The following is a 26974-nucleotide window of genomic DNA, read 5'->3' as shown; positions in this document are numbered from 1 at the left end:
TCTGGAGCTCTTGAATGTTTGCTTTCTTTCGACCTGCCGCACATCAGGCTCCCTTGCCTGAAGAAAAAATCGACAGCACCTACCGACGCCTGCGCTGGCAGATCTTCGCCGGTATCTTCTTCGGCTACGCAGGCTACTACCTGCTGCGCAAGAACTTCTCCCTGGCCATGCCGTACCTGATCGACCAAGGCTACAGCCGCGGCGACCTGGGTCTGGCAATGTCGGCCATCGCCATCGCCTACGGCCTGTCCAAGTTCCTCATGGGCCTGGTGTCCGACCGCTCCAACCCCCGCTACTTCCTGCCGTTCGGCCTGCTGGTGTCGGCCGGGGTGATGTTCATTTTCGGTTTCGCGCCGTGGGCGACCTCCAGCGTGACCATGATGTTCATCCTGCTGTTCATCAACGGCTGGGCCCAAGGGATGGGCTGGCCGCCGAGCGGACGCACCATGGTGCACTGGTGGTCGCAGAAGGAACGCGGCGGCGTGGTGTCGGTGTGGAACGTGGCGCACAACGTCGGCGGCGGCCTGATCGGCCCGCTGTTCCTGGTCGGCATGGGCCTGTTCAACGACTGGCACGCGGCGTTCTACGTACCGGCGGCGGTGGCCCTGGCGGTGGCGGCGTTCGCCTTCATCACCATGCGCGACACCCCGCAGTCGGTCGGCCTGCCGCCGATCGAGAAGTACAAGAACGACTACCCGGAAGGCTATGACGCCAGCCACGAAGACGAATTCAGCGCCAAGGAAATCTTCGTCAAGTACGTGCTGCGCAACAAAATGCTCTGGTACATCGCCATGGCCAACGTGTTCGTCTACCTGCTGCGCTACGGCGTGCTCGACTGGGCACCGACCTACCTCAAGGAAGCCAAGCACTTCGACGTCGACAAGACTTCGTGGGCGTACTTCTTCTATGAGTGGGCGGGGATTCCGGGCACGCTGCTGTGCGGCTGGATGTCGGACAAGATCTTCCGCGGCAACCGCGGCCTGACCGGCATGGTGTTCATGGCCCTGGTGACCGTGGCGACCCTGGTGTACTGGCTGAACCCGGCCGGCAACCCGACCGTCGACATGATCGCCCTGTTCTCCATCGGCTTCCTGATCTACGGGCCGGTCATGCTGATCGGCCTGCAGGCGCTGGAGCTGGCGCCGAAGAAAGCCGCCGGCACCGCGGCGGGCTTCACCGGCCTGTTCGGCTACCTGGGCGGTTCGGTGGCGGCCAGCGCCGCGATGGGCTACACCGTCGACCACTTCGGCTGGGATGGCGGTTTCGTGCTGCTGGTGGGCGCCTGCCTGCTGTCGATGGCCTTCCTGGCCCCGACCCTGCTGCACAAGCAAGCCGCCAGTCAGAGCCGAGAAGCGCTCGCCTGATCGGCCTTTGAGCGGCAGCGCCTGAGCCGCGCCTCCAGATTCCGGTCTGGCATGGCGTGGCTGCGCAGGGCGTGGGCGGTCTGCTCGACATAGTCGCGCGTCGTGCCGTAGCGCCCGCAGGCGCTTTCGAACACCTGGCTCAGCACATGGTCCGGCAAATTGCCAGCATAGCTGGGCAGGTGCCGCTCCAACACGAACCCCAATGCCTGAACCTGATTGCCGTCCTCCAGACGGCAATTGAGCCAGTGCGGGCGATAGGACGGGAACGGCATCTCACGTTTCCACAGGGCATACAGCGCGCTGTCGAGATTGTCTTCCGGCAACCGGTAGGCGAAGCCGCTGCACGAGCCGCCGCGGTCCAGGCCGAACACCAGCCCCGGCATCTCCGGCGTGCCGCGGTGCTCGTGGGACCACAGGTACAGACCGCGGTGATAGCCGTGCACCCGACCCCGAACCCGCTCCACCGCCGTGCATTCCGGCCGCCAGATCAGCGATCCGTACGCGAACAGCCACACCGGCCCGCCCTTGTGGCGCGCCATGGTCGATTGCATGGAGACGAGAAGTTGTTCATGGGTCAGCTGCGGCCCGAGATCGAGGCGCGGAGGGTAAGCCGGATGCGAAAAACCGTTTTCGATGGCGCTCATGGCGAATAGCGTTCAGCTCCCCGCGGGTGAAGAATTACTAAATAGAACGCACCGCTGTAACAATAAGGCACATATGTTTTAAGGCAATTGAAGTGCCCGGCGCTTTCATTCATCCATTGCCGGATTGATATATAACCTACCGGTATTCATGCAATTACATAAATACCGATCGGCTATATATGGAGGTATATCGAACTTATCCCCGGGGGGCGTAGGCGAACACGTCGGCGCGCATCTGATGGGCGTCCATGCCGGCCTCGACCAGTGCATCGAGCGTGCCGTAGACCATGGCCGGCGAGCCGCTGGCATAGACGTGCAGGGCCTTCAGGTCGGGGAAATCCTCGCACACCGCTTCGTGCAGCATCCCGCAGCGCCCTTCCCAGCCGCACTGATCGCTGACGACCTTGTGCAGGAACAGGTTGGGCAACTTCAGCCATTCGTCCCAATGTTCGATCCGGTAGAAGTCTTCAGGCCGGCGCACGCCCCAATACAGGTGCACCGGGTGCTTGAAGCCGTTGGCCCGGCAATGTTCGATCAGGCTGTGGATCTGGCCCATGCCGGTGCCGGCGGCGATCAGCACCAAAGGCCCGTCGGGCAGTTCGGCAAGGTGAGTGTCGCCGAACGGCAGCTCGACGCGCACCAGCGGGTTGCGCTTGAGCTGGTCGATCAGGCTCAGCGCGCTGTTCTCCCGCGCCAGCACGTGGATCTCCAGGTCGCGGCCGGCGTGGGGCGCCGAGGCCATGGAGAACGCCGATTTCTCGCCGTTCTCGCGTTCGATCATCAGGTACTGCCCGGCGTGGTAGCGCGGCGGCTTGCCGGCCGGCGCCCGCAGGCGCACCCGCCAGGTATCGCCGCCGACGTCCCGGCATTCGACGACCTGACACGACAGGCTGCGCACCGGCAACTCTCCCAGCGCGAGCACGCCATCCCACAGCACGATGCAGTCTTCCAGCGGCTCCGCCATGCAAGTGTAGAACTCGCCGTGGTCATGCACCTTGCCGGCCTGTTCGACCCGGCCTTCCACCAGCAGCGCCGCGCACACATGGCAATTGCCGTTGCGGCAGCTCTGCGGGCATTCGTAGCCCAGGCGCCGCGCACCATCGAGAATCCGCTCGCCGGGCCGTATCTCTAGCACCGCTCCGGAGGGCTGAAGGGTTACACGCATCAATCTATTCCTAACTGATTCCAGATGGCATCGATCCGTTGGGTGACGGCGTCGTCCTTGACGATGACGCGGCCCCATTCGCGAGTGGTCTCGCCCGGCCACTTGTGGGTGGCGTCCAGCCCCATCTTCGACCCCAGCCCCGACACCGGCGAGGCGAAGTCGAGGTAGTCGATGGGCGTGTTGTCGATCATCACCGTGTCGCGCTTGGGGTCCATGCGCGTGGTGATGGCCCAGATCACGTCGTTCCAGTCCCGGGCGTTGATGTCGTCGTCGGTGACGATAACGAACTTGGTGTACATGAACTGTCGCAAAAACGACCAGACACCCAGCATCACGCGCTTGGCGTGCCCCGGATACGACTTCTTCATCGTCACCACGGCCATGCGGTACGAGCAGCCCTCGGGCGGCAGGTAGAAGTCGGTGATCTCCGGGAACTGCTTCTGCAGGATCGGCACGAACACTTCGTTCAGCGCCACGCCGAGGATCGCTGGCTCATCCGGCGGCCGGCCGGTGTAGGTGCTGTGGTAGATCGGCTTGATGCGGTGGGTGATGCGCTCGACGGTGAACACCGGGAAGCTGTCCACTTCGTTGTAGTAACCGGTGTGGTCGCCGTACGGGCCTTCGTCGGCCATTTCGCCCGGATGGATCACGCCCTCGAGGATGATCTCGGCGGTGGCCGGCACCTGCAGGTCGTTGCCGCGGCATTTCACCAGTTCCGTGCGGCTGTCGCGCAGCAGACCGGCGAAGGCGTATTCGGAGAGGCTGTCCGGCACCGGAGTGACCGCGCCGAGGATGGTCGCCGGATCCGCGCCGAGGGCCACGGACACCGGGAACGGCTGGCCCGGATGCTTCTCGCACCACTCGCGGTAGTCCAGCGCACCGCCACGGTGGCTGAGCCAGCGCATGATGACCTTGTTGCGGCCGATCACCTGCTGACGGTAGATGCCCAGGTTCTGACGGTCCTTGTTCGGGCCTTTGGTCACGGTCAGGCCCCAGGTGATCAGCGGCGCGACGTCGCCGGGCCAGCAGTGCTGGATCGGCAGCGTGGCCAGGTCGACGTCGTCGCCCTCGATGACCACTTCCTGGCACGGCGCGTCCTTCACGACTTTCGGCGCCATCGCAATGATCTTGCGGAAGACCGGCAGCTTCGACCAGGCATCCTTCAGGCCCTTGGGCGGCTCGGGCTCCTTGAGGAACGCCAGCAGCTTGCCGATCTCGCGCAGTTCGTCGGTGGACTCGGCGCCCATGCCCATCGCCACCCGCTGCGGGGTGCCGAACAGGTTGCCGAGCACCGGGATATCGAAGCCGGTCGGCTTCTCGAACAGCAGCGCAGGGCCCTTGGCCCGCAGGGTGCGGTCGCACACCTCGGTCATCTCCAGCACCGGCGAGACGGGCACCTGGATGCGTTTCAACTCTCCGCGCTGCTCAAGCTGCTGCACGAAATCCCGAAGATCCTTGAATTTCATTGACGATGGCACCCTCAAAATAGGCGTACATCCTACCTGCTATGCCGCCCGCTGGCAGCCCGTCAGGCCTCACTTGGCTGCATTGGCCTGCCCTTTGCGAAGGTCGGCCCCGGCCTGCAGGCCGACGAACAGCGGTTCGAGGACCGGCGCCACGAACCGCGCGCCGACTTCCGAGAGGTGATTGTCGTCGGTGTACAAGGAATGGCCGTCGAGCTCGGCGCGGCAGAAACCGTCGTCACCGCACAACCGGGGCGCCGGATCCACCACCCGCACCGCCGGATCCTGCGCCAATTGGGCGAACAGCCGGCTGATGAAGGCCTGACGCTTGAGGTGCTCGCCGATCGCCAGGCCGACACCGTCCACCGGGCGGTTAAGCATCGCCAGGCGCGTGAGCCGGTAAGGCGGGCTGAAGGCCTGCAGCGGCGCCTCCTTCACCAGCCAGACCCGATGCCCGCCGGCCCGCAACTGCGCCACCCGCGCCCGCAGGCCGTCGGCCAGGCGCTGCTCGGCGACGGCGCGGTCGTAGTGCCCGTCGGCGGCCTTCAGGGCGTGGGCCAGATCGCCCTTGGCGTCGCCGTAGAGGTAAAGGCTCCAGCGCGCCACCAGCACCACATCGCTCACCGGCGGCGTCAGGGCATGCTCGACCCGCTGGTTGAAACGCGCGCAGCGGGCGTCATGCTCGATGCCCTGCACCGGCACGCAACCGGGGGAACTGGCCAGCATCACGCTCACGGCATGGGCCCTGGCGCCGTCGTCGAACACCGGGATCAGCGCCGTGGCGTGGCTGTCGCCCCACACCAGCGTGCGGGCCGGGCCGTTCGCGGCGCCGTAATGGCAGAACAGCTTGTCGTCCGGCGTCTTGTCGTCGGCCAGACACGCCATCAGCTCCGGCCGCCACTCGCGCCCCTTGGCGTACTGCAGGGCCTGCTCGGACAGGCGCCACGGCAAGCCGTCGGTCCAGCGCAGGCTCTGTCCGGCCAGGCCGATCACCAGCACGCCGCAGGCGCCGGCCAGCAGGATCTGCCGGCGGCCGGCGAGCAGGCGACGCTCGCGGAACGGCGTCTCGACGAACTTCCAGGACAGATAGCCCAACACCAGCGTCAGCAGAATCAGGCCCAGGGTGTCGAACGCGCCCGGCTCATCGACGCTGGCATAGCTGGAGAACACGAACACCGGCCAATGCCACAAGTACCAGGAATACGACACCAGGCCGAGACCGACCATCACCCGGCTGCTCAGGAGCTCGCCGACCCAGGTCCGGCGGTGCCCGTTGGCCAGGATCAGCGCCACCACGCCCAACACCGGCAGCAGCGCCGCCGCGCCGGGGAACGGCGTGACCTTGTCGTAGCCGAACACCGCCAGCAGGATCAGAGCCAGCCCGAGCAGGCTCAAGCCCTGGGCCGCCATCGGCTTCAGGCGCCAGGCGCTTTTCGGCGCCACCGCCAGCATCGCCCCGGCCAGCAGTTCCCAGGCGCGCATGGGCAGCAGGAAGAAGGCTTTTTCCGGGTGGTGGCCGACGGCCCAGACGCTCAGGCCGAACGACACCAGCAACACGCCGAACAGCGCCAGCCGCCAGTGCTTCAGGTGCCCGGACAGCAAGGTCAGCAGCAACGGGAAGAGAATGTAGAACTGCTCCTCCACCGCCAGCGACCAGGTGTGCAGCAGCGGCTTGAGGTCGGAAGCGACATCGAAGTAGCCGTCCTGGCGCATGAACAGCAGGTTGGAGATGAACATCACTTGGTAGCGCACCGAGCGCCCCAGCTCTTCGTAGTCCTTGGGCGCCAGCAGGAACCAGCCCACCGCCAGCACGGCGAGGATCATCGCAAACAGCGCCGGCAGGATCCGCCGGGCGCGCCGGGCCCAGAAATCGACGAAGCTGAAGCGCCCGGCCTGGCGCTGGTTCCAGATGATCGAGGTGATCAGGTAGCCGGAAATCACGAAGAACACGTCCACGCCGACGAAACCGCCGGAAAAGCCCGGAACCCCGAAATGGAACAGCACAACGGCGATCACCGCGACTGCGCGCAAGCCGTCGATATCCCTTCGATAAGCGAGTGTGCTCATAAATTGTTCAATGCCGATCAGATGGTTGTTTTCTGTGCAGCCGCGACGCTCTCCATGAGCCGCTCGCGCTCGCTGCCGGTGGTCATGCCCACTCACTGACCATACCAGATCGCAAACCTCCCATCGCCCGGACAAAAAACAGGCAAAAAAAATGGCGCCCCGCAGGGCGCCACTTTTCGGACTCGACCGTCTATGTCACTTGCGCTTCATCGACAGGAAGAATTCGTCGTTGGTCTTGGTCGTCTTCAGCTTGTCGACCAGGAACTCGATGGCCGCGACTTCGTCCATCGGGTGCAGCAGCTTGCGCAGGATCCACATGCGCTGCAGTTCGTCGTCGGCGGTCAGCAACTCTTCGCGGCGGGTGCCGGACTTGTTGATGTTGATGGCCGGGAACACGCGCTTCTCGGCGATGCGGCGGTCCAGCGGCAGTTCCATGTTGCCGGTGCCCTTGAACTCTTCGTAGATCACTTCGTCCATCTTCGAGCCGGTCTCGACCAGCGCGGTGGCGATGATGGTCAGCGAGCCGCCTTCTTCGATGTTACGCGCGGCACCGAAGAAACGCTTCGGCTTCTCCAGGGCGTGGGCATCGACACCACCGGTCAGCACCTTGCCGGAGCTCGGGATCACGGTGTTGTAGGCACGGGCCAGACGGGTGATGGAGTCCAGCAGGATCACCACGTCCTTCTTGTGCTCGACCAGGCGCTTGGCCTTCTCGATCACCATTTCGGCCACCTGCACGTGACGGGTCGGCGGCTCGTCGAAGGTCGAGGCGACCACTTCGCCGCGCACGGTGCGCTGCATTTCGGTCACTTCTTCCGGACGTTCGTCGATCAACAGCACGATCAGGTGAACTTCTGGGTTGTTACGGGCGATGTTCGCTGCGATGTTCTGCAGCATGATCGTTTTACCGGCCTTCGGCGGCGCCACGATCAGACCACGCTGGCCTTTACCGATCGGCGCGCACAGATCGATCACACGACCGGTCAGGTCTTCGGTGGAACCGTTGCCGGCTTCCATCTTCATGCGCACGTTCGGGAACAGCGGGGTCAGGTTCTCGAACAGAATCTTGTTCTTCGCGTTCTCGGGACGGTCGAAGTTGATCGTGTCGACCTTGAGCAGGGCGAAATAACGCTCGCCTTCCTTCGGCGGACGGATCTTGCCGACGATGGTGTCGCCGGTGCGAAGGTTGAAACGGCGGATCTGGCTCGGCGAGACGTAGATGTCGTCGGGACCTGCGAGGTAGGAAGCGTCAGCGGAGCGCAGGAAGCCGAAGCCGTCCTGGAGAATCTCCAGCACGCCATCACCGGAGATTTCCTCACCGCTTTTCGCGTGCTTCTTCAGCAGGGAGAAAATCACGTCCTGCTTGCGCGAACGGGCCATATTTTCTATGCCCATGTCTTCGGCCAGCTGGAGCAGGTCGGTAATCGGCTTTTGCTTGAGTTCAGTCAGATTCATATAGGAATGACGTAATCATTTATAGAGGGGGGAAATTAAGCTTTTGGCTTAATGAGGCCGCGCCGCGGAGAAGGCGACAGGATCGCGTACTTGTTCGAAAGGAGTGCGTCGGCGACGGCTAGCAGGGGGCAGTGGAGAAACCAGTGCGGGGCCGAATGTATCACCTGAGTTTCGGAGCGTCTAGCCCTGAATACGCAAAAAGCCCCGCAATTTGCGGGGCCTTTTTCAGCGGGACTTTACAGCGGCGCTCAGAGGCTGGCGTCGAGGAAAGCCTTGAGCTGGGACTTCGACAGCGCGCCGACCTTGGTCGCTTCGACGTTGCCGTTCTTGAACAGCATCAGGGTCGGGATGCCGCGCACGCCGTGCTTGGCCGGGGTTTCCTGGTTCTCGTCGATGTTCAGCTTGGCGACGGTCACCTTGCCCTGGTACTCGGCGGCGATGTCGTCCAGGACCGGGGCGATCATCTTGCACGGGCCGCACCACTCAGCCCAGTAGTCGACCAGGACAGCGCCTTCGGCCTTGAGTACGTCAGCTTCGAAGCTAGCGTCGCTAACGTGTTTGATCAGATCGCTGCTCATGGAATTCTCCAGGTTGTAAGCAAAAAAACGTGGCCCATCATAGCTGCCCTTCCCCTGTTCAGGAAGCCGCAGATGATTGAGTCTCGCTATGGTGGCTCATGAGTTTGGGTATAGCCCAAACCGCGCGCCGCCGGGGGCCCGGCGAAAGGCGACGGCTCCGGTCGGCCAAGGATCTTGCGCGAATCTGCGCAGGATCAAGGGTTTGGCCCCTGCGCGTTGGCGGCGGCGTTTGATCGTGGCACGATGTCGGGGTTATCGACCGAGACCCCCTGACCATGCCCCAGAACCAAGCCAAGAATCTGTCCCTGATCGCCGCGATCGACCTGGGCTCCAACAGCTTCCACATGGTCGTGGCCAAGGCCCAGAACGGCGAGATCCGCATTCTCGAACGCCTCGGGGAGAAGGTCCAGCTCGCCGCCGGCATCGACGAAGAGCGCCACCTCAACGAAGAATCCATGCAGCGCGGGCTCGACTGCCTCAAGCGCTTTGCCCAACTGATCAACGGCATGCCCCTGGGCGCCGTGCGGATCGTCGGCACCAACGCCCTGCGCGAGGCGCGCAACCGCGTCGAGTTCATCCACCGCGCCGAAGAGATCCTCGGCCATCCGGTGGAGGTCATCTCCGGCCGCGAAGAGGCGCGCCTCATCTATCTGGGCGTGTCCCACACCCTCGCCGACACGCCGGGCAAGCGCCTGGTGGCCGACATCGGCGGCGGCAGCACCGAGTTCATCATCGGCCAGCGCTTCGAGCCGCTGCTGCGCGAAAGCCTGCAGATGGGCTGCGTCAGCTTCACCCAACGCTACTTCAAGGACGGCAAGATCACCCCGGCCCGCTACGCCCAGGCCTATACGGCGGCACGGCTGGAGATCATGAGCATCGAGCACGCCCTGCACCGCCTGACCTGGGACGAGGCCATCGGCTCCTCGGGCACCATCCGCGCCATCGGCCTGGCGCTGAAGGCCGGCGGCCACGGCTCGGGCGAGGTCAACGCCGAAGGCCTGGCCTGGCTCAAGCGCCGGCTGTTCAAGCTCGGCGACGTGGAAAAGATCGACTTCGAAGGCATCAAGCCTGACCGCCGGGCGATCTTCCCGGCGGGCCTGGCGATTCTCGAGGCGATCTTCGACGCCCTCGAGCTCAAGCGCATGGATCACTGCGAAGGCGCGCTGCGCGAAGGCGTGCTGTACGACCTGCTGGGCCGCCACCATCACGAAGACGTGCGCGAGCGCACCCTGACCTCGCTGATGGAGCGCTACCACGTCGACCTGGAACAGGCGGTGCGGGTCGAGCGCAAGGCCCTGCACGCCTTCGACCAGGTCGCCGCAGACTGGGACCTGGACGACGGCATCTGGCGCGAACTGCTGGGCTGGGCGGCGAAAGTGCACGAAGTCGGGCTGGACATCGCCCACTACCACTACCACAAGCACGGCGCCTACCTGATCGAGCACTCGGACCTGGCCGGGTTCTCCCGCGAGGACCAGCAGATGCTGGCGCTGCTGGTGCGCGGCCACCGCCGCAACATCCCCAAGGACAAGTTCGCCGAGTTCGACGATGACGGCATCAAGCTGATCCGCCTGTGCGTGCTGCTGCGCTTCGCCATCCTGTTCCACCACATCCGCGGCACCCAGGCGATGCCGCAAGTGGCGCTGCACGCCAACGGCGACACCCTCGATGTGGAGTTCCCGGAAAACTGGCTGGACGACAACCAGCTGACCCAGGCGGATTTCGCCCTGGAGGCGGAGTGGCTGACGCGGGTCGGGATCGTGCTGACCGTTCACTGAGCCACCGGCCATGAAAAAGGCGATCCCGAGGGATCGCCTTTTTTGTGCCTGAGCGCCGGTCAGCTGCTGACCGGCAGGATCGGGCTGCCCAGCCGCTCCAGCAGCGTCGCCTGGGCGCTGCGCGGGTTCTGGTTGCCGGTCGGCGTGTTGCGGATGTAGCGGCCGTCCGACTGCAGGCTCCAACTGTGGGTGTTGTCGGTCAGGTACAACTCCAGCTCCTTCTTGACCCGGGTCAGCAGTTTCTTGCCTTCCACCGGGAAGCAGGTCTCGACCCGCTTGTCGAGGTTACGCTCCATCCAGTCGGCGCTGGAGAGGAACATCTGCTCCTCGCCGCCGTTGAGGAAGTAGAACACCCGGGTGTGCTCCAGGAAACGGCCGATGATCGAACGCACGTGGATGTTGTGCGACACCCCGGCGATGCCCGGACGCAGGCAGCACATGCCACGCACCACCAGGTCGATGCGCACGCCGGACTGACTGGCCTTGTACAGCGCGCGGATGATCTTCGGATCGGTCAGCGAGTTGAACTTGGCGATGATGTGCGCCGGCTTGCCGTCGAGGGCGAACTGCGTCTCGCGGGCGATCATGTCGAGCATGCCCTTCTTCAGGGTGAACGGCGCATGCAGCAGCTTCTTCATGCGCAGCGTCTTGCCCATGCCGATCAGCTGGCTGAACAGCTTGCCGACGTCTTCGCACAGGGCATCGTCGGAGGTCAGCAGGCTGTAGTCGGTGTACAGACGGGCGTTGCCGGCGTGGTAGTTGCCGGTGCCGAGGTGGGCGTAACGCACGATCTCACCCTGCTCGCGGCGCAGGATCAGCATCATCTTGGCGTGGGTCTTGAAGCCGACCACGCCGTAGATCACCACCGCGCCGGCCGCCTGCAGACGGCTGGCCAGCTGCAGGTTGGACTCTTCGTCGAAGCGCGCGCGCAGCTCGATGACCGCGGTCACTTCCTTGCCGTTGCGCGCGGCGTCCACCAGCGCATCGACGATTTCCGAGTTTGCGCCGGAGCGGTACAGGGTCTGGCGCACCGCCAGGACGTGCGGATCCTTGGCCGCCTGGCGCAGCAGGTCCACCACCGGCGTGAACGACTCGAACGGGTGCAGCAGCAGGATGTCCTGCTTGCTGACCACGCTGAAGATGTTTTCGCTGTTCTGCAGAAGCTTGGGGATCTGCGGGGTGAACGGAGCGTGCTGCAGCTCCGGATGGCTGTCCAGGCCGGTGATGCTGAACAGGCGGGTCAGGTTGACCGGGCCGTTGACCTGATACAGCTCGGTCTCGCTCAGGTTGAACTGCTTGAGCAGGTAGTCGGACAGATGCTTGGGGCAAGTGTCGGCGACTTCCAGGCGCACCGCGTCGCCGTAGCGGCGCGAGAACAGCTCGCCGCGCAGGGCACGGGCCAGGTCTTCGACGTCTTCGGAGTCAAGCGCCAGGTCAGCGTTGCGGGTCAGGCGGAACTGGTAGCAGCCCTTGACCTTCATGCCCTGGAACAGGTCATCGGCGTGGGCGTGGATCATCGACGACAGGAACACGTAGTTGGCGCCCGGGCCGCCGACCTCTTCCGGCACCTTGATGATCCGCGGCAGCAGGCGCGGCGCCGGGATGATCGCCAGGCCCGAGTCGCGGCCGAAGGCGTCGATGCCTTCGAGCTCGACGATGAAGTTCAGGCTCTTGTTCACCAGCAGCGGGAACGGGTGCGTCGGGTCGAGGCCGATCGGGGTGATGATCGGCGCGATCTCGTCGCGGAAATAGCGGCGCACCCAGGTCTTGAGCTTGGTGGTCCAGTAGCGGCGGCGGATGAAGCGGATCTGATGCTTTTCCAGTTCCGGCAGCAGGATGTCGTTGAGGATCGCGTATTGGCGGTCCACGTGGCCGTGCACCAGTTCGCTGATGCGGGCCAGGGCCTGGTGCGGCTGCAGGCCGTCGGCGCCGGCCTGTTCACGGGCGAAGGTGATCTGCTTCTTGAGGCCGGCGACGCGGATTTCGAAGAATTCGTCGAGGTTGCTGGAGAAGATCAGCAGGAACTTCAAACGCTCCAGCAACGGATAGGACTCGTCCAGCGCCTGTTCCAGCACGCGGATGTTGAACTGCAGCTGCGACAATTCGCGGTGGATGTACAGGCTGCTGTCATCCAGGCCCGGAATCGCGATCACCGGGGCCGCAGCGGCTTCGGCGGCCGGCGCGGGTGGCGCGGGCTCCAGCTCCGGTGGCGTCTCGGTGATCTGCTCGACCACGGGTTGAGCGTCTTTTACGGCAACTTCAGTGAGTCCTTCGGTATTCATCGAATGTTCCTGGGAGGGCTATTTCTGCTCTCGTAACAATTGGGCGGCACGGACAGCAAAGTAAGTCAGGATGCCATCAGCGCCCGCACGTTTAAAGGCGGTCAGGGATTCGAGGATCACGCCTTCGCTCAACCAGCCGTTCTGGATCGCCGCCATGTGCATGGCGTATTCGCCGCTGACCTGATAGACGAAGGTCGGCACCTTGAAGGCATCCTTCACCCGGAACAGGATGTCCAGGTACGGCATGCCCGGCTTGACCATCACCATGTCCGCGCCTTCAGACAAGTCGGCGCCCACTTCGTGCAGGGCTTCGTCGCTGTTGGCCGGATCCATCTGATAGGAGGCCTTGTCAGCCTTGCCCAGGTTCGCCGCCGAGCCCACCGCGTCGCGGAACGGCCCGTAATAGGCGCTGGCGTACTTGGCCGAGTAGGCCATGATGCGCACGTTGACGTGGCCGGCCACTTCCAGGGCCTCGCGGATCGCCTGGACGCGCCCGTCCATCATGTCCGACGGGGCCACCACCTGGGCGCCGGCCTCGGCATGGGACAACGCCTGCCTGACCAGCGCATCGACGGTGATGTCGTTCTGCACGTAGCCGCTTTCATCGAGGATGCCGTCCTGGCCGTGGGTGGTGAACGGATCCAGGGCGACGTCGGTGATCACGCCCAGTTCTGGGAACCGCGCACGCAGGGCCCGGGTGGCGCGCTGGGCGATGCCCTCGGGGTTCCAGGCTTCGGCGGCGTCGAGGGACTTGAGCCCGGGCGGGGTGACCGGGAACAGCGCCAGCGCCGGAATGCCCAGCTCGACCCACTTGGCCGCCTCTTCCAGCAGCAGATCGACGGTCAGGCGCTCCACGCCCGGCATCGAGGCCACGGCTTCGCGGCGGTTCTCGCCGTCGAGCACGAACACCGGCAGGATCAGGTCGTCGACCGTCAACACGTTTTCACGCACCAGCCGACGGGAAAACCCGTCACGGCGGTTGCGACGCAGGCGGGTGGCTGGGAACAAGCGGTTGGCAGGGGTAAAGCTCACGGCAGACTCCTGAGCCCGCGCTGACGGGCGAGCGTGACAGTTATAAGCGGCCATTATGACGGTCGTATTACAGTTATGTGCACCCCTGTGACAGGTAGTCGCATTCCATTGTCTGTGTAGGAATTGTTCACGTCGAGACACATTTCGACACTTTCCTGAATGTGTCCGAAGGGTTAGGCTGCGCGTTCATTTCGCCAGCACCCAGACAATGCTCCAACAATTTCTGCATGACTTCGGCTACTTTGCCTTGTTTCTCGGCACGTTCTTCGAAGGCGAAACCATCCTGGTGCTCGCGGGCTTCCTCGCGTTCCGTGGCTACATGGACATCAACCTGGTGGTGGTCGTGGCGTTCTTCGGCAGCTATGCCGGCGACCAGTTGTGGTACTTCCTGGGCCGCAAGCACGGGCGCAAGCTGCTGGCGCGCAAACCGCGCTGGCAGATGATGGGCGACCGGGCGCTGGAGCACATCCGCAAGCATCCGGACATCTGGGTGCTGAGCTTCCGCTTCGTCTACGGCCTGCGCACGGTGATGCCGGTGGCGATCGGCCTGTCGGGCTATCCGCCGGGACGCTACCTGCTCCTCAACGGCATCGGCGCGGCCATCTGGGCCGCCGCGCTGGCCGCCGCTGCGTACCACTTCGGCGCCGTGCTCGAAGGCATGCTCGGCAGCATCAAGAAGTACGAACTGTGGGTGCTGGGCGGCCTGCTGGTGCTGGGCCTTCTGCTGTGGCTGCGCCGGCGCTTCAAGAACGCGCGGCTGGCCAAGCAGGTCTACGAAGACGAACAGGCCGCCAGGGCCGAGCGTCGCAAGGCCGAACTGGCCAGCGCCGCCGAGCCTAAGACGCCAGCCGAGTGAGCCGCTGGCGGCAGCAGTACAGGCCGATGCCGCTGAGCAAGGTGTAGCTGAGCAGGCCGATCCACGCCACCGGGCTGGCCGGCCACAGCCCGACCAGCGGCGCCAGCCACACCAGCGGCAGGTTCGAGGCCAGCCGCAGCAGCTCCACCCTAAACGCCCACGGGCGGTTCTCCAACGCCGTGCCCAACGCGAACAGCCCCAGCGCCACCGCGCCCCAGCCGAGCACCAGCGCGCCGGCGGGCAGGCTGTGTTCCAGGTTCATCAGGTAGCTGCCCAGCGCGATGTAGACGCCGAACTGCAGCACCACGTACCACTGCTGGCGGCCGTCCAGCGGCACCTCGAACTTGCGGAACTGGCTCAGGTCCGGCTTGCTCATCGGGTACTTCGCCGCCACGTCCGCCGGGCGCCAGCCGGTGCGCATGAACCAGATCCGCAGCTTGTCCCATTTGCTGCGCGTGCGGCGCGCGTCGTCCCACAGCTGCGCGTAGAACTGCAGGTTGGCCCACAGCGGGTTCCAGCTCGCCAGCGGCGTGGTCACGCCGAAAATCACCGGCTCGTTGTCGTCCTCTTCCTGGAACGAGCCGAACAGCCTGTCCCAAACGATGAACACCCCGCCGTAATTGCGGTCCATATAGAGAGCGTTCTGCGCATGGTGGGCCCGATGGTTGGACGGCGTGACGAAGAACCGCTCGAACCAGCCCAGCTTGGGGATGTGCCGGGTGTGCACCCAGAACTGGTACAGCAGGTTCAGCGCCGCCACGCTGACGAACACCGGCAGCGGCACCCCGGCCAGCGCCATCGGCAGGTAGAAGATCCAGCTCAGCAGGAACCCGGTGCTGGTCTGGCGCAGCGCCGTGGAAAGGTTGTAGTCCTCGCTCTGGTGATGCACCGAGTGCGCGGCCCACAGGATGTTGCGCTCATGGCCCATGCGGTGCAGCCAGTAGTAGCAGAAGTCATAGAACACGAAGGCGAACACCCAGACCCAGACGCTGTCGGCCGGCAGCCGCAGCAGGGCCAGGTGATCCAGGGCGAACGCATAGGTCACCAGCCCCACGCCTTTGGTCAACAGGCCGGTGGTGGTCGACAGCACGCCGGTGCTGATGCTGTTCACCGCATCGGCCAGGCGATAGTTGCTCACCCCGCGCCAGCGGTCGGCGACGAGCTCCGCCGCGATCAGCACAAAGAAGAACGGTACCGCATACAGAATGAAATCCATGACGCGCCCTGATCGTGATCTTTGAGGACAGATCCTAGGTGTAGCCGCGAATTATCCCTATGGCAACGAGTGACAAATTAGTGGACATTTAACGCCATGAATCTGGAGAAAGCCCCATGAGCAAGAAAATCGCAGTGATCCTGTCCGGCTGCGGCGTGTACGACGGCGCCGAGATCCACGAAAGCGTCATCACCCTGCTGCGCCTCGACCAGCGCGGCGCCCAGGTGCAGTGCTTCGCCCCGGACATCGCGCAACGGCATGTGGTCAACCACCTGACCGGCGAGGAGATGCCCGAGTCGCGCAACGTGCTGGTGGAGTCGGCGCGCATCGCCCGGGGCGAGGTCAAGGATCTGCGCGAGGCCGACGTCGAGGACTTCGACGCGCTGATCGTGCCCGGCGGCTTCGGTGCGGCGAAGAACCTGTCCGACTTCGCCGTCCAGGGCCCCGGCTGCACCGTGCAGCCTGAGGTGCTGGCCCTGGCCGAAGCCTTTGCCGAAGCGGGCAAGCCGGTGGGGCTGATCTGCATCTCGCCGGCGCTGGCGGCGAAGATCTACGGCCCGGGCGTGACCTGCACCATCGGCAACGACGCCGACACCGCGGCGGCCATCGGCAAGATGGGCGCCACCCACGAAGACTGCGCGGTAACCGACATCGTCGAAGACAAGGCTCGCAAACTGGTGACCACCCCGGCCTACATGCTGGCGAAATCGATCGGCGAGGCAGCTTCGGGGATCAACAAGCTGGTCGACCGCGTGCTGGAACTGACCCACGAAAACGACGCCTAAGCGCAAGCGCCCCTTTGTGGTGAGGGAGCTCGCTCCCTCACCACTATTGCTTCTGCGGTCAGGCCGTCGCCCGCCGCTTCTCCGCCACCCGGCTGCGGCCGTAGAGGATGACGATCGCCGCGATCGCCACAGCCTGAGCCGTCAGCGAGTAGGCGTCGGCATGGATTCCCAGCCAGTCGAACTCGAAGAACGCCACCGGCCGGGTGCCGAAGATGCCCGCCTCCTGCAACGCCTTCACGCCATGCCCGGCGAACACCACCGACAATGCGCACAGCAGGCCGGCGTTGATGCTGAAGAACAGCGCCAGCGGCAGTTTCGCCGAACCGCGCAGGATCACCCACGCCAGGCCGACCAGCAGCACCAGCGCCGTGGCACCGCCCGCCAGCACGGCGTCATGCCCGGCGGGGCCGGCCTGCAGCCACAGGGTTTCGTAGAACAGGATCACTTCGAACAGCTCGCGGTACACCGAGAAGAACGCCAGCACCGCGAAACCGAAACGCCCGCCGCCGCCCACCAGGCTCTGCTTGATGTAGTCCTGCCAGGCCGCCGCGTGACGGCGGTCGTGCATCCACACCCCGAGCCACAGCACCATCACGCTGGCGAACAGCGCCGTGGCGCCTTCGAGCAGCTCGCGCTGGGAGCCGCTGACGTCGATCACGTACGCCGCCAGCGCCCAGGTGCCGAGGCCGGCGAGCAAGGCCAGGCCCCAGCCGACGTTGACGCTGCGCACCGCCGACTGCTGGCCGGTGTTGCGCAGGAACGCGAGGATCGCCGCCAGCACCAGAATCGCTTCCAGCCCTTCGCGCAGCAGGATCAGCAGCCCGGAGATGTAGCTCAGCGACCAGCTCAGGCCATCGCTGCCCAGCAGCCCGGCAGACTCCTTGAGCTTGGCCTTGGCCGCGTCCAAACGCTGTTCGGCCTGGGCCACCGGCAAACCGTCCTGCAGGGACTGCCGATAGGCCATCAGGGACTTTTCGGTGTCCTTGCGCACGTTGGCGTCGACGTTGTCCAGGGAGCTTTCGACCAGTTCGAAGCCTTCGAGATAGGCGGCCACCGACAGGTCATACGCCTGGTCGCGCTCGCCGGCACGGTAGGCGGCGAGGCTCTTGTCCAGGGTCGCGGCGGTGTAGTCGAGCAACTGCGCCGGGCCGCGCTTGACCTGCGGCGGCTGCGCCCGCTGCGCGCGGAACAGCGCAGCGGCCTGCGGGCCTTCGGCCGCCTGCACTTCGGCCGGGGTCTGACGGGCCAGGTCGGCGATGTTGTAGGTCTTTTCGGATGCCGGCGCAGCCGAATCGACGCTGAACTGGGCGATGTAGGTCGCCAGATCCCAGCGCTGACGGTCGTCGAGCTGGTCGGCGAAGGCCGGCATGTCGGTGCCTTCGACGCCTTGGCCGAGGGTGCTGTAGATCGCGTACAGGCTCAGGCGGTCCATGCGCACGGCATCGCGCAGGTTGGCCGGGGCCGGGGTCAGGCCGACGCCCGCCGGGCCGTCGCCGGCACCGGTTTCGCCGTGGCAGACCGAACAGTGCTGGGCGTAGAGCGGCGCGCCGCGGGTCGGGTCGGGGGTGATCACCGGCGCCTGACTGACCTCGTAGGCCACCGCCAGTTGCGCGCCCAACTGCCGGGCCTGGCGGGCGACGTCCGCGCCGTCCTGCCTGGCCGCGATGGCCGCACGCAACGCGCTGACGCCCTGCTCCAGCCCAGCCTTCTCGGGCTTGGCCGGCATGGCCGCGATCAGCCCTTGCAGCACCTGGGTGAACTCCAACTGCTCACGGTACTCCGCGTCATCGATGACCTTGCCGGCCGCCACCGTCGGCGGGTAGTCGGCGCTGATGTAATCGAGCAGGTGCAGCGCCTGCGGTGCGCCTTCCACGGTATCGGCCAGCAGGTCGAAGCTGCCCAGCACGCAAAACGGGAACACCAGCCAGGCCAGGAATCGGGACGCGGCAGTCATGAATGAGTCTCAAGTGGAAATGCGAAGTTACATATTGTTCACGTCGAACGCGTTTCCCTCAAGCTTTCTTGCCGATGCAGAGCACATGGCCAGCACCCGTCCCTATAATGCGCCACCCCAACGCTCAAGGAAGAAACGCTCCCCATGCGCCACTGCCTGCTGCTTTCCCTGCTGTTCAGCCTTCTCGCGCAACTGGGCGGGTGCGCCACCTACCGCAACTACGACCTGGAAATGCAGCAGACCAACGACCAGTTGATGATGGGCAACCTCGACAACGCGCTGTACCTGATCGAGCGGAACAACCCGTGGGAAGACAAGGACCTGCTCTATTACTTCGAGAAAGGCGCCGTCCTCAGCCTCGGCAATGCCCTGCCGGAGAGCCAGGCGACCTGGCGCAGCGCCGACCGGATGATTCTCCACCGCGAAGAAGCGGTGCCTTCCGCCCCGGTGAAGCTGCTCAACCGCTTCTACAAGGAAATGGGCATGATGCTGGTCAACGACAAGCTGCAGCGCTACGACGGCTACGATTACGAAAAGGTCATGCTGACCACCCAGATGGCCCTCAACCAACTGGCGATGAATGACTTCGACGGTGCGCGGGCCGACATCAAGAAGACCCACGAGCGCGAAACGCTGATCGCCAGCCAGCGCGAACGGCAGTACGAAGAGGTCGAGAACCAGGCCAAGGCCCAGGGCACCCGGCTCCACTACAAGGATCTGCAAGGCTATCCGGTGACCACCCTGGAGGCGCCGCCGGTCATCGAGCTCAAGAACGGCTATCAGAGCGCGTTCAGCCATTACCTGGCCGGGTTCACCTACGAAGCGCTGGGAGAGCGGACCCTGGCCGCGCCCGGCTATCGGCAGGCGATCGAACTGCGGCCCAACCTTCCGTTTCTCGAGCAGGCGCTGCGCAACCTCGACAAACCGCCGGCCAAGTCCGGCGAAAGCGATGTCCTGATTGTCGTGCAGAGCGGCTTGGCGCCCGCCCGGGCGTCCGTCACCGTGCCGATTCCCGTGCGGCTCAACGAGAACCTGGTCATCGTCGCGCCGATCTCGTTTCCGGTGATGATCCCGGACGCGGTCACGCCCGGGTTCGACCACCTCACGGTGGATGGCCGCAAACGCTCGCTGGCCCAGGTCAACAGCGTCACCGACATGGCGGTGCGCACCTTGCGCGACGACATGCCGGCGATCATTTCCGCCGCCATGTTCCGCGCCAACATGGCCGCGATCGGCCAGGCCAACGAAAACGAGCGCAACCCGGCCAAGGCCTCGCTGACGGTGACCGCCAGGGATCCGTTCGAGGAAGCCGACACCCGCACCTGGCGCACGCTGCCGGACAAGACCCTGGTGGCGCGCCTGCGCCTGAAGAAGGGCGAGCACACCCTCGTCCTTCCCAACGCCAAGCGCACGCCGCCGATCACCGTGCGCATCGACCAGGACCATCAGGTCATCAACCTGCGGGCGTTCGGCGACCTGGCGTTCATCATCGGCGCGGCCTATGTGCCGCCGCAGGCGCCCGTATCGAACACGGCACAAGTAATGGCACCTAACTAACCGGTGAAATTAAAAAGCTATTACATAGCCAGCACCGCGGACCTATAATGCCGCGCCCTCGCTATCGCGAAACGGCATTAAAGCTCCTCTCTTAATGAGGAATCGGCAGGACGCCAACACCCCTGCCGATCGGTCCCTGCAGCCCGACCCGCACCGGGGCTGTCGCCACTCATGGAAGAAGTACCCCCATGGCATTCCGCGCTCCCACCCTGCTCGCGCTCAGCGCCGTCACCCTGCTGTCCGGCTGTTCGGCGTTTCGCAACTATGATTCCGAACTGGCCCAGACCAACCAGCAACTGGCCGCCGGCAACGTCGACGCCGCCCTGACCCTGCTGGAAAAGAACAACACCGGTCCCGACAAGGACTTGCTCTACTACTTCGAGAAAGGCGAACTGCTGCGCGCCAAGGGCGACCTGTCCGGCAGCCAGGGCGCCTGGACCGCCGCCGACCAGGTGGTGGGCAAGTGGGAAGACTCGGTCAAGCTCGACACCGACAAGTACCTGGCCCAGTTCGGCAGCTTCCTGGTCAACGACAAGGTGCGCCGCTACGAAGGCTACGACTACGAAAAGGTCATGCTGACCACCCAGATGGCCCTCAACCTGCTGGCGGTCAACGACTTCGACGGCGCCCGCACCGCGATCAAGAAGACCCACGAGCGCGAAGCGGTGATCGCCGAGCTGCGCGACAAGGAATACCTCAAGAGCGAGGAAGAGGCCGAGAAGGAAGGCATCAAGACCCAGTACAAGGATCTGCAGGGCTACCCGGTCGCCAGCCTCGACGCGCCGGAAGTGGTCGGCCTGAAGAACAGCTACCAGAGTGCGTTCAGCCACTACCTGGCCGGCTTCGTCTATGAAGCGCTGGGCGAGAAGGATCTGGCCGCACCGGGCTACCGCAAGGCCGCCGAGCTGCGTCCGAACACGCCGTTGCTGGAACAGGCGCTGGTCAACCTCGACAAGCCGGCCAAGTCCGACGACAGCGACATCCTGATCGTGGTGCAGAGCGGCCTGGCGCCGGCCCGCGATTCGATCCGCGTGCCGTTGCCGCTGCCGATCGACAACAACCTGGTGATCACCCCGCTGTCGTTCCCGGTCATCAAGCCGGACACCTCCACCGCGCCCTTCGCCCAGATCGGCGTAGACGGCCGGCAACTGGACCTCACCGCCCTCAACAGCACCACCGCCATGTCCCGCCGCGCCCTGCGCGACGACATGCCGGGGATCATCGTGCGCACCGCCGTGCGGGCGATCACCAAGGGCGCGGCGCAAAAGAAACTCAACGAAACCAACCCGCTGGCGGGCCTGGCGGTGGGCATTTCTTCAGCCGTGCTCGAAGGTGCCGATACCCGTACGTGGCGCACGTTGCCGGACACCACCCAAGTGGTGCGCCTGCGCCTGAAAAAGGGTGAGCACCAGGTGACCCTGCCAAGCGTGGCCGGTGGTTCGCAGGTCAAGGTCACCGTCGATCAGCGCTACCAGGTCATCACGTTGCGCGCCGTCGGCAGCCAGGTGTTCGCCGCCGGCAACGCCGCCCACGTGATCCCGGGCGCCAACGCCACCGCCGTGGCCAGCCTCAAACAACCTTAAGAACGGAGTCTTTGCATGCGTTTCAAACTCTTCGCCGTCGCCGCCCTCGCCCTGCTGGCGAGCGGCTGCGCCACCCCGCCGCCACCGGAGCCGGGCAGCGCCGCGAGCAAGGTCGTGGCCATGGGCCCGCAGAAGCACATCGTGGTCGGCGCCATGCGCGTGGCCCGCGAGAACGGCTTCATGACCGTCAACGTGCAGTTGAGCAACACCCTCAACAGCAACAAGACGTTCTACTACCGCTTCGCCTGGCTCGGCCCTGAAGGCTTCCCGGTCGCCGAAGAAGAAGTCTGGAAAAGCCAGATGATGTACGGCGCCCAGACCAGCTTCATCCAGGCCATCGCCCCGACGCCCAAGGCCGTGGACTTCCGCCTGGAACTCAAGACGCCTTAAGCCCGACACCCCATTCCCGATTTAGAGAGCATTCCCATGTTTGCACGCTTTTCCTGCATCGCCGTCCTCGCCCTGCTGGCCACCGGCTGCGCCAACACTTCGCCGACCCTGGGCAGCAAGAACATCAGCTACGGCGACACCAAGGCCGTCGAGACCGTGACCAACGAATTCGGCTCCACCGACCTGCAGATGATCGCCGAGTCGATGACCCGCTCCCTGGCCCAGTCCGGCATCCTGCAGGGCCGTCCTGTGGTCCAGGTCTACGACGTGAAGAACAAGACCAGCGAGTACATCGACACCCGCGAAATCACCACCAGCATCAAGACCCAGCTGATGAAGTCCGGCACCGCCCGCTTCGCCAGCGACAACACCGCGATGCAGAGCCAGGTCGACCAGCTCAAGCTGCAGAACCAGAGCGGCCTGTACAAGAAGAGCACCGTGGCCAAGACCGGCAACATGATCGCCGCCAAGTACCGCCTGGAAGGCTCGATCAGCTCGATCGTCAAGCGCAGCAGCGACTACAAGGACGTCTTCTACAAATTCAGCCTGCAACTGATCGACGTCGAAAGCGGTCTGGCCGAGTGGATGGACGAAAAAGAGATCCGCAAAACCACGGAGCGTTAACCGATGCGCGCATGGATTGGCATGATGGCCCTGGCTTGCGCGTTCGGCGCGCAAGCGGCCCCGAAAGTCGCGGTGACGGACCTGGCGTACCAGGAGCGTGTGGAGCAGTACATCCACATCGTTTCGGCCCAGAACAACTACCGCGAGGGTTACTACAGCGCCAGCGGCTCCTCGAGCTACAACGAGCTGGAGGCCACCACCAGCTACATCGAGCAGGGCGAGCTGCGCAAGTTCACCGGCGACATCAAGGGCGAGATCCTGCGCACCGGGATGTTCCAGCTGGTGCAGGGCACGCCCTACACCGCCTCGTCCAAGGGCGACGTCTACGACGTGATCAAGCGGATCAAGGCGGGTCACTTCAAGGGCGCCGACTACGTGCTGTTCGGCACCGTGTCGGACATCGACTTCACCCAGGACATGAACGAGCTGGCCCACACCGACAGCTACTCGGCCGTGCTGGGCCTGACGCTGGTGGCGGACTTCAGCCTGATCAACACCAAGACCTACGAGATCACCTCGGCCTTCACGGCCATGGGTGAGGCGCAGGACACCAAACTGGTGAACGGCCGCGACATCAAGATCTCGCTGAACCGCCCGCGGGTGGTGCGTGACGTGTCGAAGGCGCTGGGCGAGGACGTGGCCGGTCAGCTGAGCATGCAACTCGGCGGCGGCGGTTACGAGCAGCCGCGCGAACCGCAGCAGCGCAACAATCTGCCGCGCGACACGGCGCCGGTGATCCTCAAGTGATCGCCCGCTGACGCCGAGAAGCACCGTCGGCGGGGAAGTATCCCAAGGCAACAAAAAGGCGACCTGAACAGGTCGCCTTTTTTGTGGCCGCAGGATTCAGACGGCGGCTTTGCGCAGCGTCGCCATGAACGCCGCCGCGCCGATGAACAGCCCGGCGAAGGTACGGTTCATGCGTTTCTGCTGCTTCGGCGTACGCAGCAGGCGCAGCACCTTAGACGCCAGGCCGGTGTAGCCGGCCATGACGATCAGGTCGACGCAGATCATGGTCGCGCCGATCACCAGGTACTGGATCAGCAGCGGCGCATGCGGGTCGATGAACTGCGGCAGCACCGCCAGCATGAACACCAGGGCCTTGGGGTTGCTGATGTTCACCAGGAACCCGCGGAACACCAGCGCCATCGGCTTGCCGATCGGCCGCACGGCGGCGTCGTCGCTCATGTCGCTGGGCAGCGCACGCCATTGCTTGACCGCCAGGTACACCAGGTAGGCCACACCGAACCACTTGATCGCGTAGAACGCCGTGGCCGAGGCCGTCAGGATCGCGCCGACGCCGGCGCCGACGATCGCGATCTGCAGGGCCAGCCCCAGCTGCAGGCCGAGGGCGTTCCAGTAACCGCGCCAGAAACCATACTGCAGACCGCTGGACATCGACGCGATCGCGCCGGCGCCCGGAGACAGGCTGATCACCCAACAGGCGGCGAAGAACGCCAGCCATGTTTGAAACTCCATCGCACACCTCGACTCAGACTCGTGACAGACGTCCAAGCTAATGCGGATCCGGGCGGATGACCACCGATTTTTTGCAGGATGTTGCAGCTTGCCGACCAACGTTTACGGGCCGGTGGCGCCGTCACGGGCAAGCCCTTGCTTACGCCACAGGACCTGTAGGAGCCAGCCTGCTGGCGATGGCGTCAGCCAAGGCGACGCCGGACAGAAGACTTACTTCTCGAACCCGCTCGAAGGAAACACATCGCTCCCCCGCCAGCGCCGCACCGAACGCTGGAAGAACAGGCTGTTGGGCACCTGCACCATGGCGCTGCCGGTGCCGAGCTCTTCGGCCTCGATCAGCGTGGTGTACAGCAGGTTGATCGCCACCACCCGGCCCTTCACCCCGGGCTTGTCGGTGGTGTCCACCAGTTCGACCACATCGCCCAGGCGGAACGGGCCGACGGTGAAGATCAGGATCGCGCAGAGCAGGTTCGACAGCACGCTCCACATGGCGAAGAACGCCACCGCCGCCACCGCGACGAAACCGGACAGCGCCGTCCACAGCACCGTGGCCGACACACCGAGGCGCTCCAGCACGAAGATCAGCGCGCTGCCCATGATCAGCCAGCGCAGGCCGCCGCGCAGGGGCATCAGCAACTGCGGCGGGAACGGGTAACGCTCGCCCAGGCGGGTCAGGCATTTGGCGACGAAGCGCTGGGCGAAGTAGGCGGCCAGCAGAATCAGCAGGATCTGCACGCCGAGCCAGATCGGCTCGACCCACACCGCCGGCAGCGGCAGCTTGAACGCCTCCATCAAGACAGCGTCTCCAGCTCCGCCTGCATGCTTTCCAGGGTTTCCAGCGCTTGCATCCACGCCTCTTCCAACTCGGCTTCCCGCGCCTTCAGCTTGGCCTGTTCGGCCAGCAGGTCACGCAGTTCGTTCTTGCGCGCCGGGTCGTAGATGTCGCTGTCGCCGAGGCTGGCGTCGACCTTGGCCAGCTTCTCGTGCAGCTTGCCCAGCTCCGCTTCGAGCTTGTCGGCTTCGCGCTTGTGCGGCGCCAGTTGCTGACGCAACGCAGCGGCGGCCTGGCGCTGGGCCTTCTTGTCGGTCTTGTCCGGGTTCACCGGCGCGCTGCTGACCGGCGCGTTGCGCTGACGGTACTCCACCAGCCAACGGGCGTAGTCGTCGAGGTCGCCGTCGAACTCTTCGACCTTGCCGTCCGCCACCAGGTAGAAGTTGTCCGTGGTGCTCTTGAGCAGGTGCCGGTCGTGGGACACCACCAGCACCGCACCGCTGAACTCCTGCAACGCCATGGTCAGGGCCAGGCGCATTTCCAGGTCCAGGTGGTTGGTCGGCTCGTCGAGCAGCAACAGGTTCGGCCGCTCCCAGGCGATCAGCGCCAGGGCCAGACGCGCCTTCTCGCCGCCGGAGAAATTCAGCACCGGCTCGTCGATCCGCCCGCCGCGGAAGTCGAAACCGCCGAGGAAATCGCGCAGGGTCTGCTCGCGTTCGGTCGGCGCCAGTCGCTGCAGGTGCAGCAACGGGCTGGCCTTGGCGTCCAGCGAGTCGAGCTGATGCTGGGCGAAGTAGCCGACCACGGTGTTCTCGCCGCGGGTCAGGCGCCCGGCCAGCGGCGAGAGCTCGCCGGCGAGGTTCTTGATCAGGGTCGACTTGCCCGCGCCGTTGGGGCCGAGCAGGCCGATCCGCGCGCCCGGGGTCAACTGCAGCTTGACCTTCTCCAGGATGGTCTTTTCGCCGTAGCCCAGACGGGCGTCGGACAGGTCGATCAGCGGGCTCGAGATCTTGGTCGACTCGCGGAACACGAAGTCGAACGGTGAATCGACATGGGCCGCCGACAGCTCTTCCATCCGCTCCAGGGCCTTGATCCGGCTCTGGGCCTGACGGGCCTTGGTGGCCTGGGCCTTGAACCGGGCGATGTAGCTTTCCATGTGCGCACGCTGCGCCTGCTGCTTCTCGTAGGCCTGTTGCTGCTGGGCCAGTCGCTCGGCGCGGGCGCGTTCGAACGCGGTGTAGCCGCCGCGGTAGAGCACCAGCTTGCGCTGGTCGACATGGGCCACGTGATCGACGACTTCATCGAGGAAGTCGCGGTCGTGGGAAATCAGCAGCAGGGTGCCGGGGTAGCCCTTGAGCCACTCCTCCAGCCAGATGATCGCGTCGAGATCCAAGTGGTTGGTCGGTTCGTCGAGCAGCAGCAGATCCGACGGGCACATCAAAGCCTGCGCAAGGTTCAGACGCATCCGCCAGCCACCGGAGAAATCTCCTACCTGACGATCCATCTGCTCATTAGTGAAACCGAGGCCTGCCAGCAGCTTGCGCGCACGCGCATCGGCAGTGTAGCCGTCAGCGCTGTCGAGTTCGGCGTGCAGGCGGGCCAGGGCCTCGCCGTCATGGGCCGCTTCGGCCGCCGCGAGGTCTCGCTGCACCTGGCGCAGGCGCACGTCGCCGTCGAGCACGTAGTCGACCGCCAGGCGTTCGAGCGTATCGACTTCCTGGCGCATGTGGGCGATGCGCCAGTCGGCCGGCAGCAGGCAGTCGCCCGAATCCGGGTGCAACTCGCCGCGCAGCAAGGCGAACAGGCTGGATTTGCCGGCGCCGTTGGCACCGATGAGGCCGGCCTTGTGGCCGGCGTGCAGGGTCAGCTCGGCGTCTTCTAGCAGACGCTGCGGGCCACGCTGTAAAGTCAGGTTCTGAAGTCGGATCATAAT

The 26974-nt window shown here is 65.0% G+C and carries 22 protein-coding genes; 9 read left to right on the top strand and 13 right to left on the bottom strand.

Going from position 1 to position 26974, the window contains the following annotated elements; genetic code table 11:
• Positions 1-14: 14 nt before the first annotated feature.
• On the top strand, positions 15-1364 hold the full coding sequence (gene glpT / locus KVG96_RS25700) for a glycerol-3-phosphate transporter (protein ID WP_085581086.1): 1350 nt from the start codon (positions 15-17) through the stop codon (positions 1362-1364).
• On the opposite strand, the gene KVG96_RS25695 is transcribed toward glpT, so the two are convergent.
• From KVG96_RS25695 to trxA, 6 genes are all read right to left on the bottom strand, one after another.
• The gene (locus tag KVG96_RS25695; RefSeq protein WP_217894529.1) at positions 1340-2008 is read right to left on the bottom strand and encodes a gamma-glutamylcyclotransferase; all 669 of its coding nucleotides are present in this window, start codon (positions 2006-2008) and stop codon (positions 1340-1342) included. The genes glpT and KVG96_RS25695 overlap by 25 nt on opposite strands.
• A gap of 196 nt (positions 2009-2204) precedes the next feature.
• Complete coding sequence (locus tag KVG96_RS25690) at positions 2205-3173, bottom strand: CDP-6-deoxy-delta-3,4-glucoseen reductase (RefSeq protein ID WP_217894528.1); 969 nt, start codon at positions 3171-3173, stop codon at positions 2205-2207.
• Positions 3173-4639, bottom strand: coding sequence for a 4-hydroxy-3-polyprenylbenzoate decarboxylase (gene ubiD, locus KVG96_RS25685; RefSeq protein ID WP_217894527.1), 1467 nt, complete (start codon positions 4637-4639; stop codon positions 3173-3175). The genes KVG96_RS25690 and ubiD overlap by 1 nt, the downstream gene beginning before the upstream one ends.
• A 69-nt stretch (positions 4640-4708) precedes the next feature.
• Positions 4709-6703: an acyltransferase family protein gene (locus KVG96_RS25680; RefSeq protein ID WP_217894526.1), complete on the bottom strand. Its 1995-nt coding sequence runs from the start codon at positions 6701-6703 to the stop codon at positions 4709-4711.
• Positions 6704-6898: 195 nt separating this feature from the next.
• Complete coding sequence (gene rho, locus KVG96_RS25675) at positions 6899-8158, bottom strand: transcription termination factor Rho (RefSeq protein WP_085581097.1); 1260 nt, start codon at positions 8156-8158, stop codon at positions 6899-6901.
• A 248-nt stretch (positions 8159-8406) separates the two neighbouring features.
• The gene (gene trxA, locus KVG96_RS25670; RefSeq protein ID WP_085581099.1) at positions 8407-8736 is read right to left on the bottom strand and encodes a thioredoxin TrxA; all 330 of its coding nucleotides are present in this window, start codon (positions 8734-8736) and stop codon (positions 8407-8409) included.
• 275 nt (positions 8737-9011) lie between these two features.
• Here trxA and ppx point away from each other — a divergent pair, with 275 nt between their 5' ends.
• Positions 9012-10514 carry an exopolyphosphatase gene (gene ppx, locus KVG96_RS25665; RefSeq protein WP_217894525.1) on the top strand — a complete coding sequence of 501 codons (1503 nt, stop codon included), beginning with the start codon at positions 9012-9014 and terminating at the stop codon, positions 10512-10514.
• Between the two features lie 59 nt (positions 10515-10573).
• On the opposite strand, the gene ppk1 is transcribed toward ppx, so the two are convergent.
• Positions 10574-12796 (bottom strand): polyphosphate kinase 1, encoded by a 2223-nt coding sequence (ppk1, locus tag KVG96_RS25660; protein WP_217894524.1) that lies wholly within the window; start codon positions 12794-12796, stop codon positions 10574-10576.
• A gap of 18 nt (positions 12797-12814) precedes the next feature.
• Positions 12815-13828 carry a porphobilinogen synthase gene (gene hemB / locus KVG96_RS25655; protein ID WP_217894523.1) on the bottom strand — a complete coding sequence of 338 codons (1014 nt, stop codon included), beginning with the start codon at positions 13826-13828 and terminating at the stop codon, positions 12815-12817.
• A 208-nt stretch (positions 13829-14036) separates the two neighbouring features.
• Here hemB and KVG96_RS25650 point away from each other — a divergent pair, with 208 nt between their 5' ends.
• Positions 14037-14684, top strand: coding sequence for a DedA family protein (locus KVG96_RS25650; protein WP_217894522.1), 648 nt, complete (start codon positions 14037-14039; stop codon positions 14682-14684).
• On the opposite strand, the gene KVG96_RS25645 is transcribed toward KVG96_RS25650, so the two are convergent.
• The gene (locus KVG96_RS25645) at positions 14665-15900 is read right to left on the bottom strand and encodes a sterol desaturase family protein (RefSeq protein ID WP_217894521.1); all 1236 of its coding nucleotides are present in this window, start codon (positions 15898-15900) and stop codon (positions 14665-14667) included. The genes KVG96_RS25650 and KVG96_RS25645 overlap by 20 nt on opposite strands.
• A 116-nt stretch (positions 15901-16016) precedes the next feature.
• On the opposite strand from KVG96_RS25645, the gene elbB reads away from it, so the two are divergent.
• The gene (gene elbB, locus KVG96_RS25640) at positions 16017-16685 is read left to right on the top strand and encodes an isoprenoid biosynthesis glyoxalase ElbB (protein ID WP_217894520.1); all 669 of its coding nucleotides are present in this window, start codon (positions 16017-16019) and stop codon (positions 16683-16685) included.
• A 58-nt stretch (positions 16686-16743) separates the two neighbouring features.
• Here elbB and KVG96_RS25635 read toward each other — a convergent pair whose 3' ends face one another.
• A complete protein-coding gene (locus tag KVG96_RS25635) occupies positions 16744-18639 on the bottom strand; it encodes an FTR1 family protein (RefSeq protein WP_217894519.1) in 1896 nt (631 codons plus the stop codon).
• 144 nt (positions 18640-18783) lie between these two features.
• Here KVG96_RS25635 and KVG96_RS25630 point away from each other — a divergent pair, with 144 nt between their 5' ends.
• The 5 genes from KVG96_RS25630 (at position 18784) to KVG96_RS25610 (ending at position 23540) form a co-directional block, all read left to right on the top strand.
• Positions 18784-20196, top strand: coding sequence for a COG3014 family protein (locus KVG96_RS25630; protein ID WP_217894518.1), 1413 nt, complete (start codon positions 18784-18786; stop codon positions 20194-20196).
• A 188-nt stretch (positions 20197-20384) separates the two neighbouring features.
• Positions 20385-21779, top strand: coding sequence for a COG3014 family protein (locus tag KVG96_RS25625; RefSeq protein ID WP_217894517.1), 1395 nt, complete (start codon positions 20385-20387; stop codon positions 21777-21779).
• A 15-nt stretch (positions 21780-21794) separates the two neighbouring features.
• Entirely contained in the window at positions 21795-22169 is a 375-nt protein-coding gene (locus KVG96_RS25620) for a YcfL family putative periplasmic lipoprotein (RefSeq protein WP_085581119.1), read from the top strand.
• 36 nt (positions 22170-22205) lie between these two features.
• Positions 22206-22793, top strand: a complete 588-nt coding sequence (lpoB, locus tag KVG96_RS25615; protein WP_085581121.1) for a penicillin-binding protein activator LpoB — start codon at positions 22206-22208, stop codon at positions 22791-22793.
• 3 nt (positions 22794-22796) lie between these two features.
• Complete coding sequence (locus tag KVG96_RS25610) at positions 22797-23540, top strand: penicillin-binding protein activator LpoB (protein ID WP_217894516.1); 744 nt, start codon at positions 22797-22799, stop codon at positions 23538-23540.
• Positions 23541-23636: 96 nt separating this feature from the next.
• On the opposite strand, the gene KVG96_RS25605 is transcribed toward KVG96_RS25610, so the two are convergent.
• From KVG96_RS25605 to KVG96_RS25595, 3 genes are all read right to left on the bottom strand, one after another.
• Positions 23637-24269, bottom strand: a complete 633-nt coding sequence (locus KVG96_RS25605) for a LysE family transporter (protein WP_217894515.1) — start codon at positions 24267-24269, stop codon at positions 23637-23639.
• A 210-nt stretch (positions 24270-24479) separates the two neighbouring features.
• Complete coding sequence (locus KVG96_RS25600) at positions 24480-25061, bottom strand: mechanosensitive ion channel family protein (RefSeq protein WP_085581127.1); 582 nt, start codon at positions 25059-25061, stop codon at positions 24480-24482.
• Positions 25061-26971: an ATP-binding cassette domain-containing protein gene (locus KVG96_RS25595; protein ID WP_217894514.1), complete on the bottom strand. Its 1911-nt coding sequence runs from the start codon at positions 26969-26971 to the stop codon at positions 25061-25063. The genes KVG96_RS25600 and KVG96_RS25595 overlap by 1 nt, the downstream gene beginning before the upstream one ends.
• Positions 26972-26974: the final 3 nt, after the last annotated feature.

This window comes from Pseudomonas ekonensis, from assembly GCF_019145435.1.
GTDB lineage: Bacteria > Pseudomonadota > Gammaproteobacteria > Pseudomonadales > Pseudomonadaceae > Aquipseudomonas > Aquipseudomonas ekonensis.
This window is presented reverse-complemented; position numbering and strand designations above follow the sequence as displayed.

Excerpts from the sequence above, each read along its gene's own strand:
- KVG96_RS25620 (WP_085581119.1), top strand. The coding sequence starts at position 21,795 with ATGCGTTTCAAACTCTTCGCCGTCGCCGCCCTCGCCCTGCTGGCGAGC.
- elbB (WP_217894520.1), top strand. The coding sequence starts at position 16,017 with ATGAGCAAGAAAATCGCAGTGATCCTGTCCGGCTGCGGCGTGTACGAC.
- ppk1 (WP_217894524.1), bottom strand. The coding sequence starts at position 12,796 with ATGAATACCGAAGGACTCACTGAAGTTGCCGTAAAAGACGCTCAACCC.
- KVG96_RS25605 (WP_217894515.1), bottom strand. The coding sequence starts at position 24,269 with ATGGAGTTTCAAACATGGCTGGCGTTCTTCGCCGCCTGTTGGGTGATC.
- KVG96_RS25645 (WP_217894521.1), bottom strand. The coding sequence starts at position 15,900 with ATGGATTTCATTCTGTATGCGGTACCGTTCTTCTTTGTGCTGATCGCG.
- KVG96_RS25635 (WP_217894519.1), bottom strand. The coding sequence starts at position 18,639 with ATGACTGCCGCGTCCCGATTCCTGGCCTGGCTGGTGTTCCCGTTTTGC.
- KVG96_RS25690 (WP_217894528.1), bottom strand. The coding sequence starts at position 3,173 with ATGCGTGTAACCCTTCAGCCCTCCGGAGCGGTGCTAGAGATACGGCCC.
- lpoB (WP_085581121.1), top strand. The coding sequence starts at position 22,206 with ATGTTTGCACGCTTTTCCTGCATCGCCGTCCTCGCCCTGCTGGCCACC.
- KVG96_RS25610 (WP_217894516.1), top strand. The coding sequence starts at position 22,797 with ATGCGCGCATGGATTGGCATGATGGCCCTGGCTTGCGCGTTCGGCGCG.
- KVG96_RS25625 (WP_217894517.1), top strand. The coding sequence starts at position 20,385 with ATGGCATTCCGCGCTCCCACCCTGCTCGCGCTCAGCGCCGTCACCCTG.
- KVG96_RS25600 (WP_085581127.1), bottom strand. The coding sequence starts at position 25,061 with ATGGAGGCGTTCAAGCTGCCGCTGCCGGCGGTGTGGGTCGAGCCGATC.
- KVG96_RS25630 (WP_217894518.1), top strand. The coding sequence starts at position 18,784 with ATGCGCCACTGCCTGCTGCTTTCCCTGCTGTTCAGCCTTCTCGCGCAA.
- rho (WP_085581097.1), bottom strand. The coding sequence starts at position 8,158 with ATGAATCTGACTGAACTCAAGCAAAAGCCGATTACCGACCTGCTCCAG.
- KVG96_RS25680 (WP_217894526.1), bottom strand. The coding sequence starts at position 6,703 with ATGAGCACACTCGCTTATCGAAGGGATATCGACGGCTTGCGCGCAGTC.
- ppx (WP_217894525.1), top strand. The coding sequence starts at position 9,012 with ATGCCCCAGAACCAAGCCAAGAATCTGTCCCTGATCGCCGCGATCGAC.
- trxA (WP_085581099.1), bottom strand. The coding sequence starts at position 8,736 with ATGAGCAGCGATCTGATCAAACACGTTAGCGACGCTAGCTTCGAAGCT.
- KVG96_RS25595 (WP_217894514.1), bottom strand. The coding sequence starts at position 26,971 with ATGATCCGACTTCAGAACCTGACTTTACAGCGTGGCCCGCAGCGTCTG.
- ubiD (WP_217894527.1), bottom strand. The coding sequence starts at position 4,639 with ATGAAATTCAAGGATCTTCGGGATTTCGTGCAGCAGCTTGAGCAGCGC.
- glpT (WP_085581086.1), top strand. The coding sequence starts at position 15 with ATGTTTGCTTTCTTTCGACCTGCCGCACATCAGGCTCCCTTGCCTGAA.
- KVG96_RS25695 (WP_217894529.1), bottom strand. The coding sequence starts at position 2,008 with ATGAGCGCCATCGAAAACGGTTTTTCGCATCCGGCTTACCCTCCGCGC.
- KVG96_RS25650 (WP_217894522.1), top strand. The coding sequence starts at position 14,037 with ATGCTCCAACAATTTCTGCATGACTTCGGCTACTTTGCCTTGTTTCTC.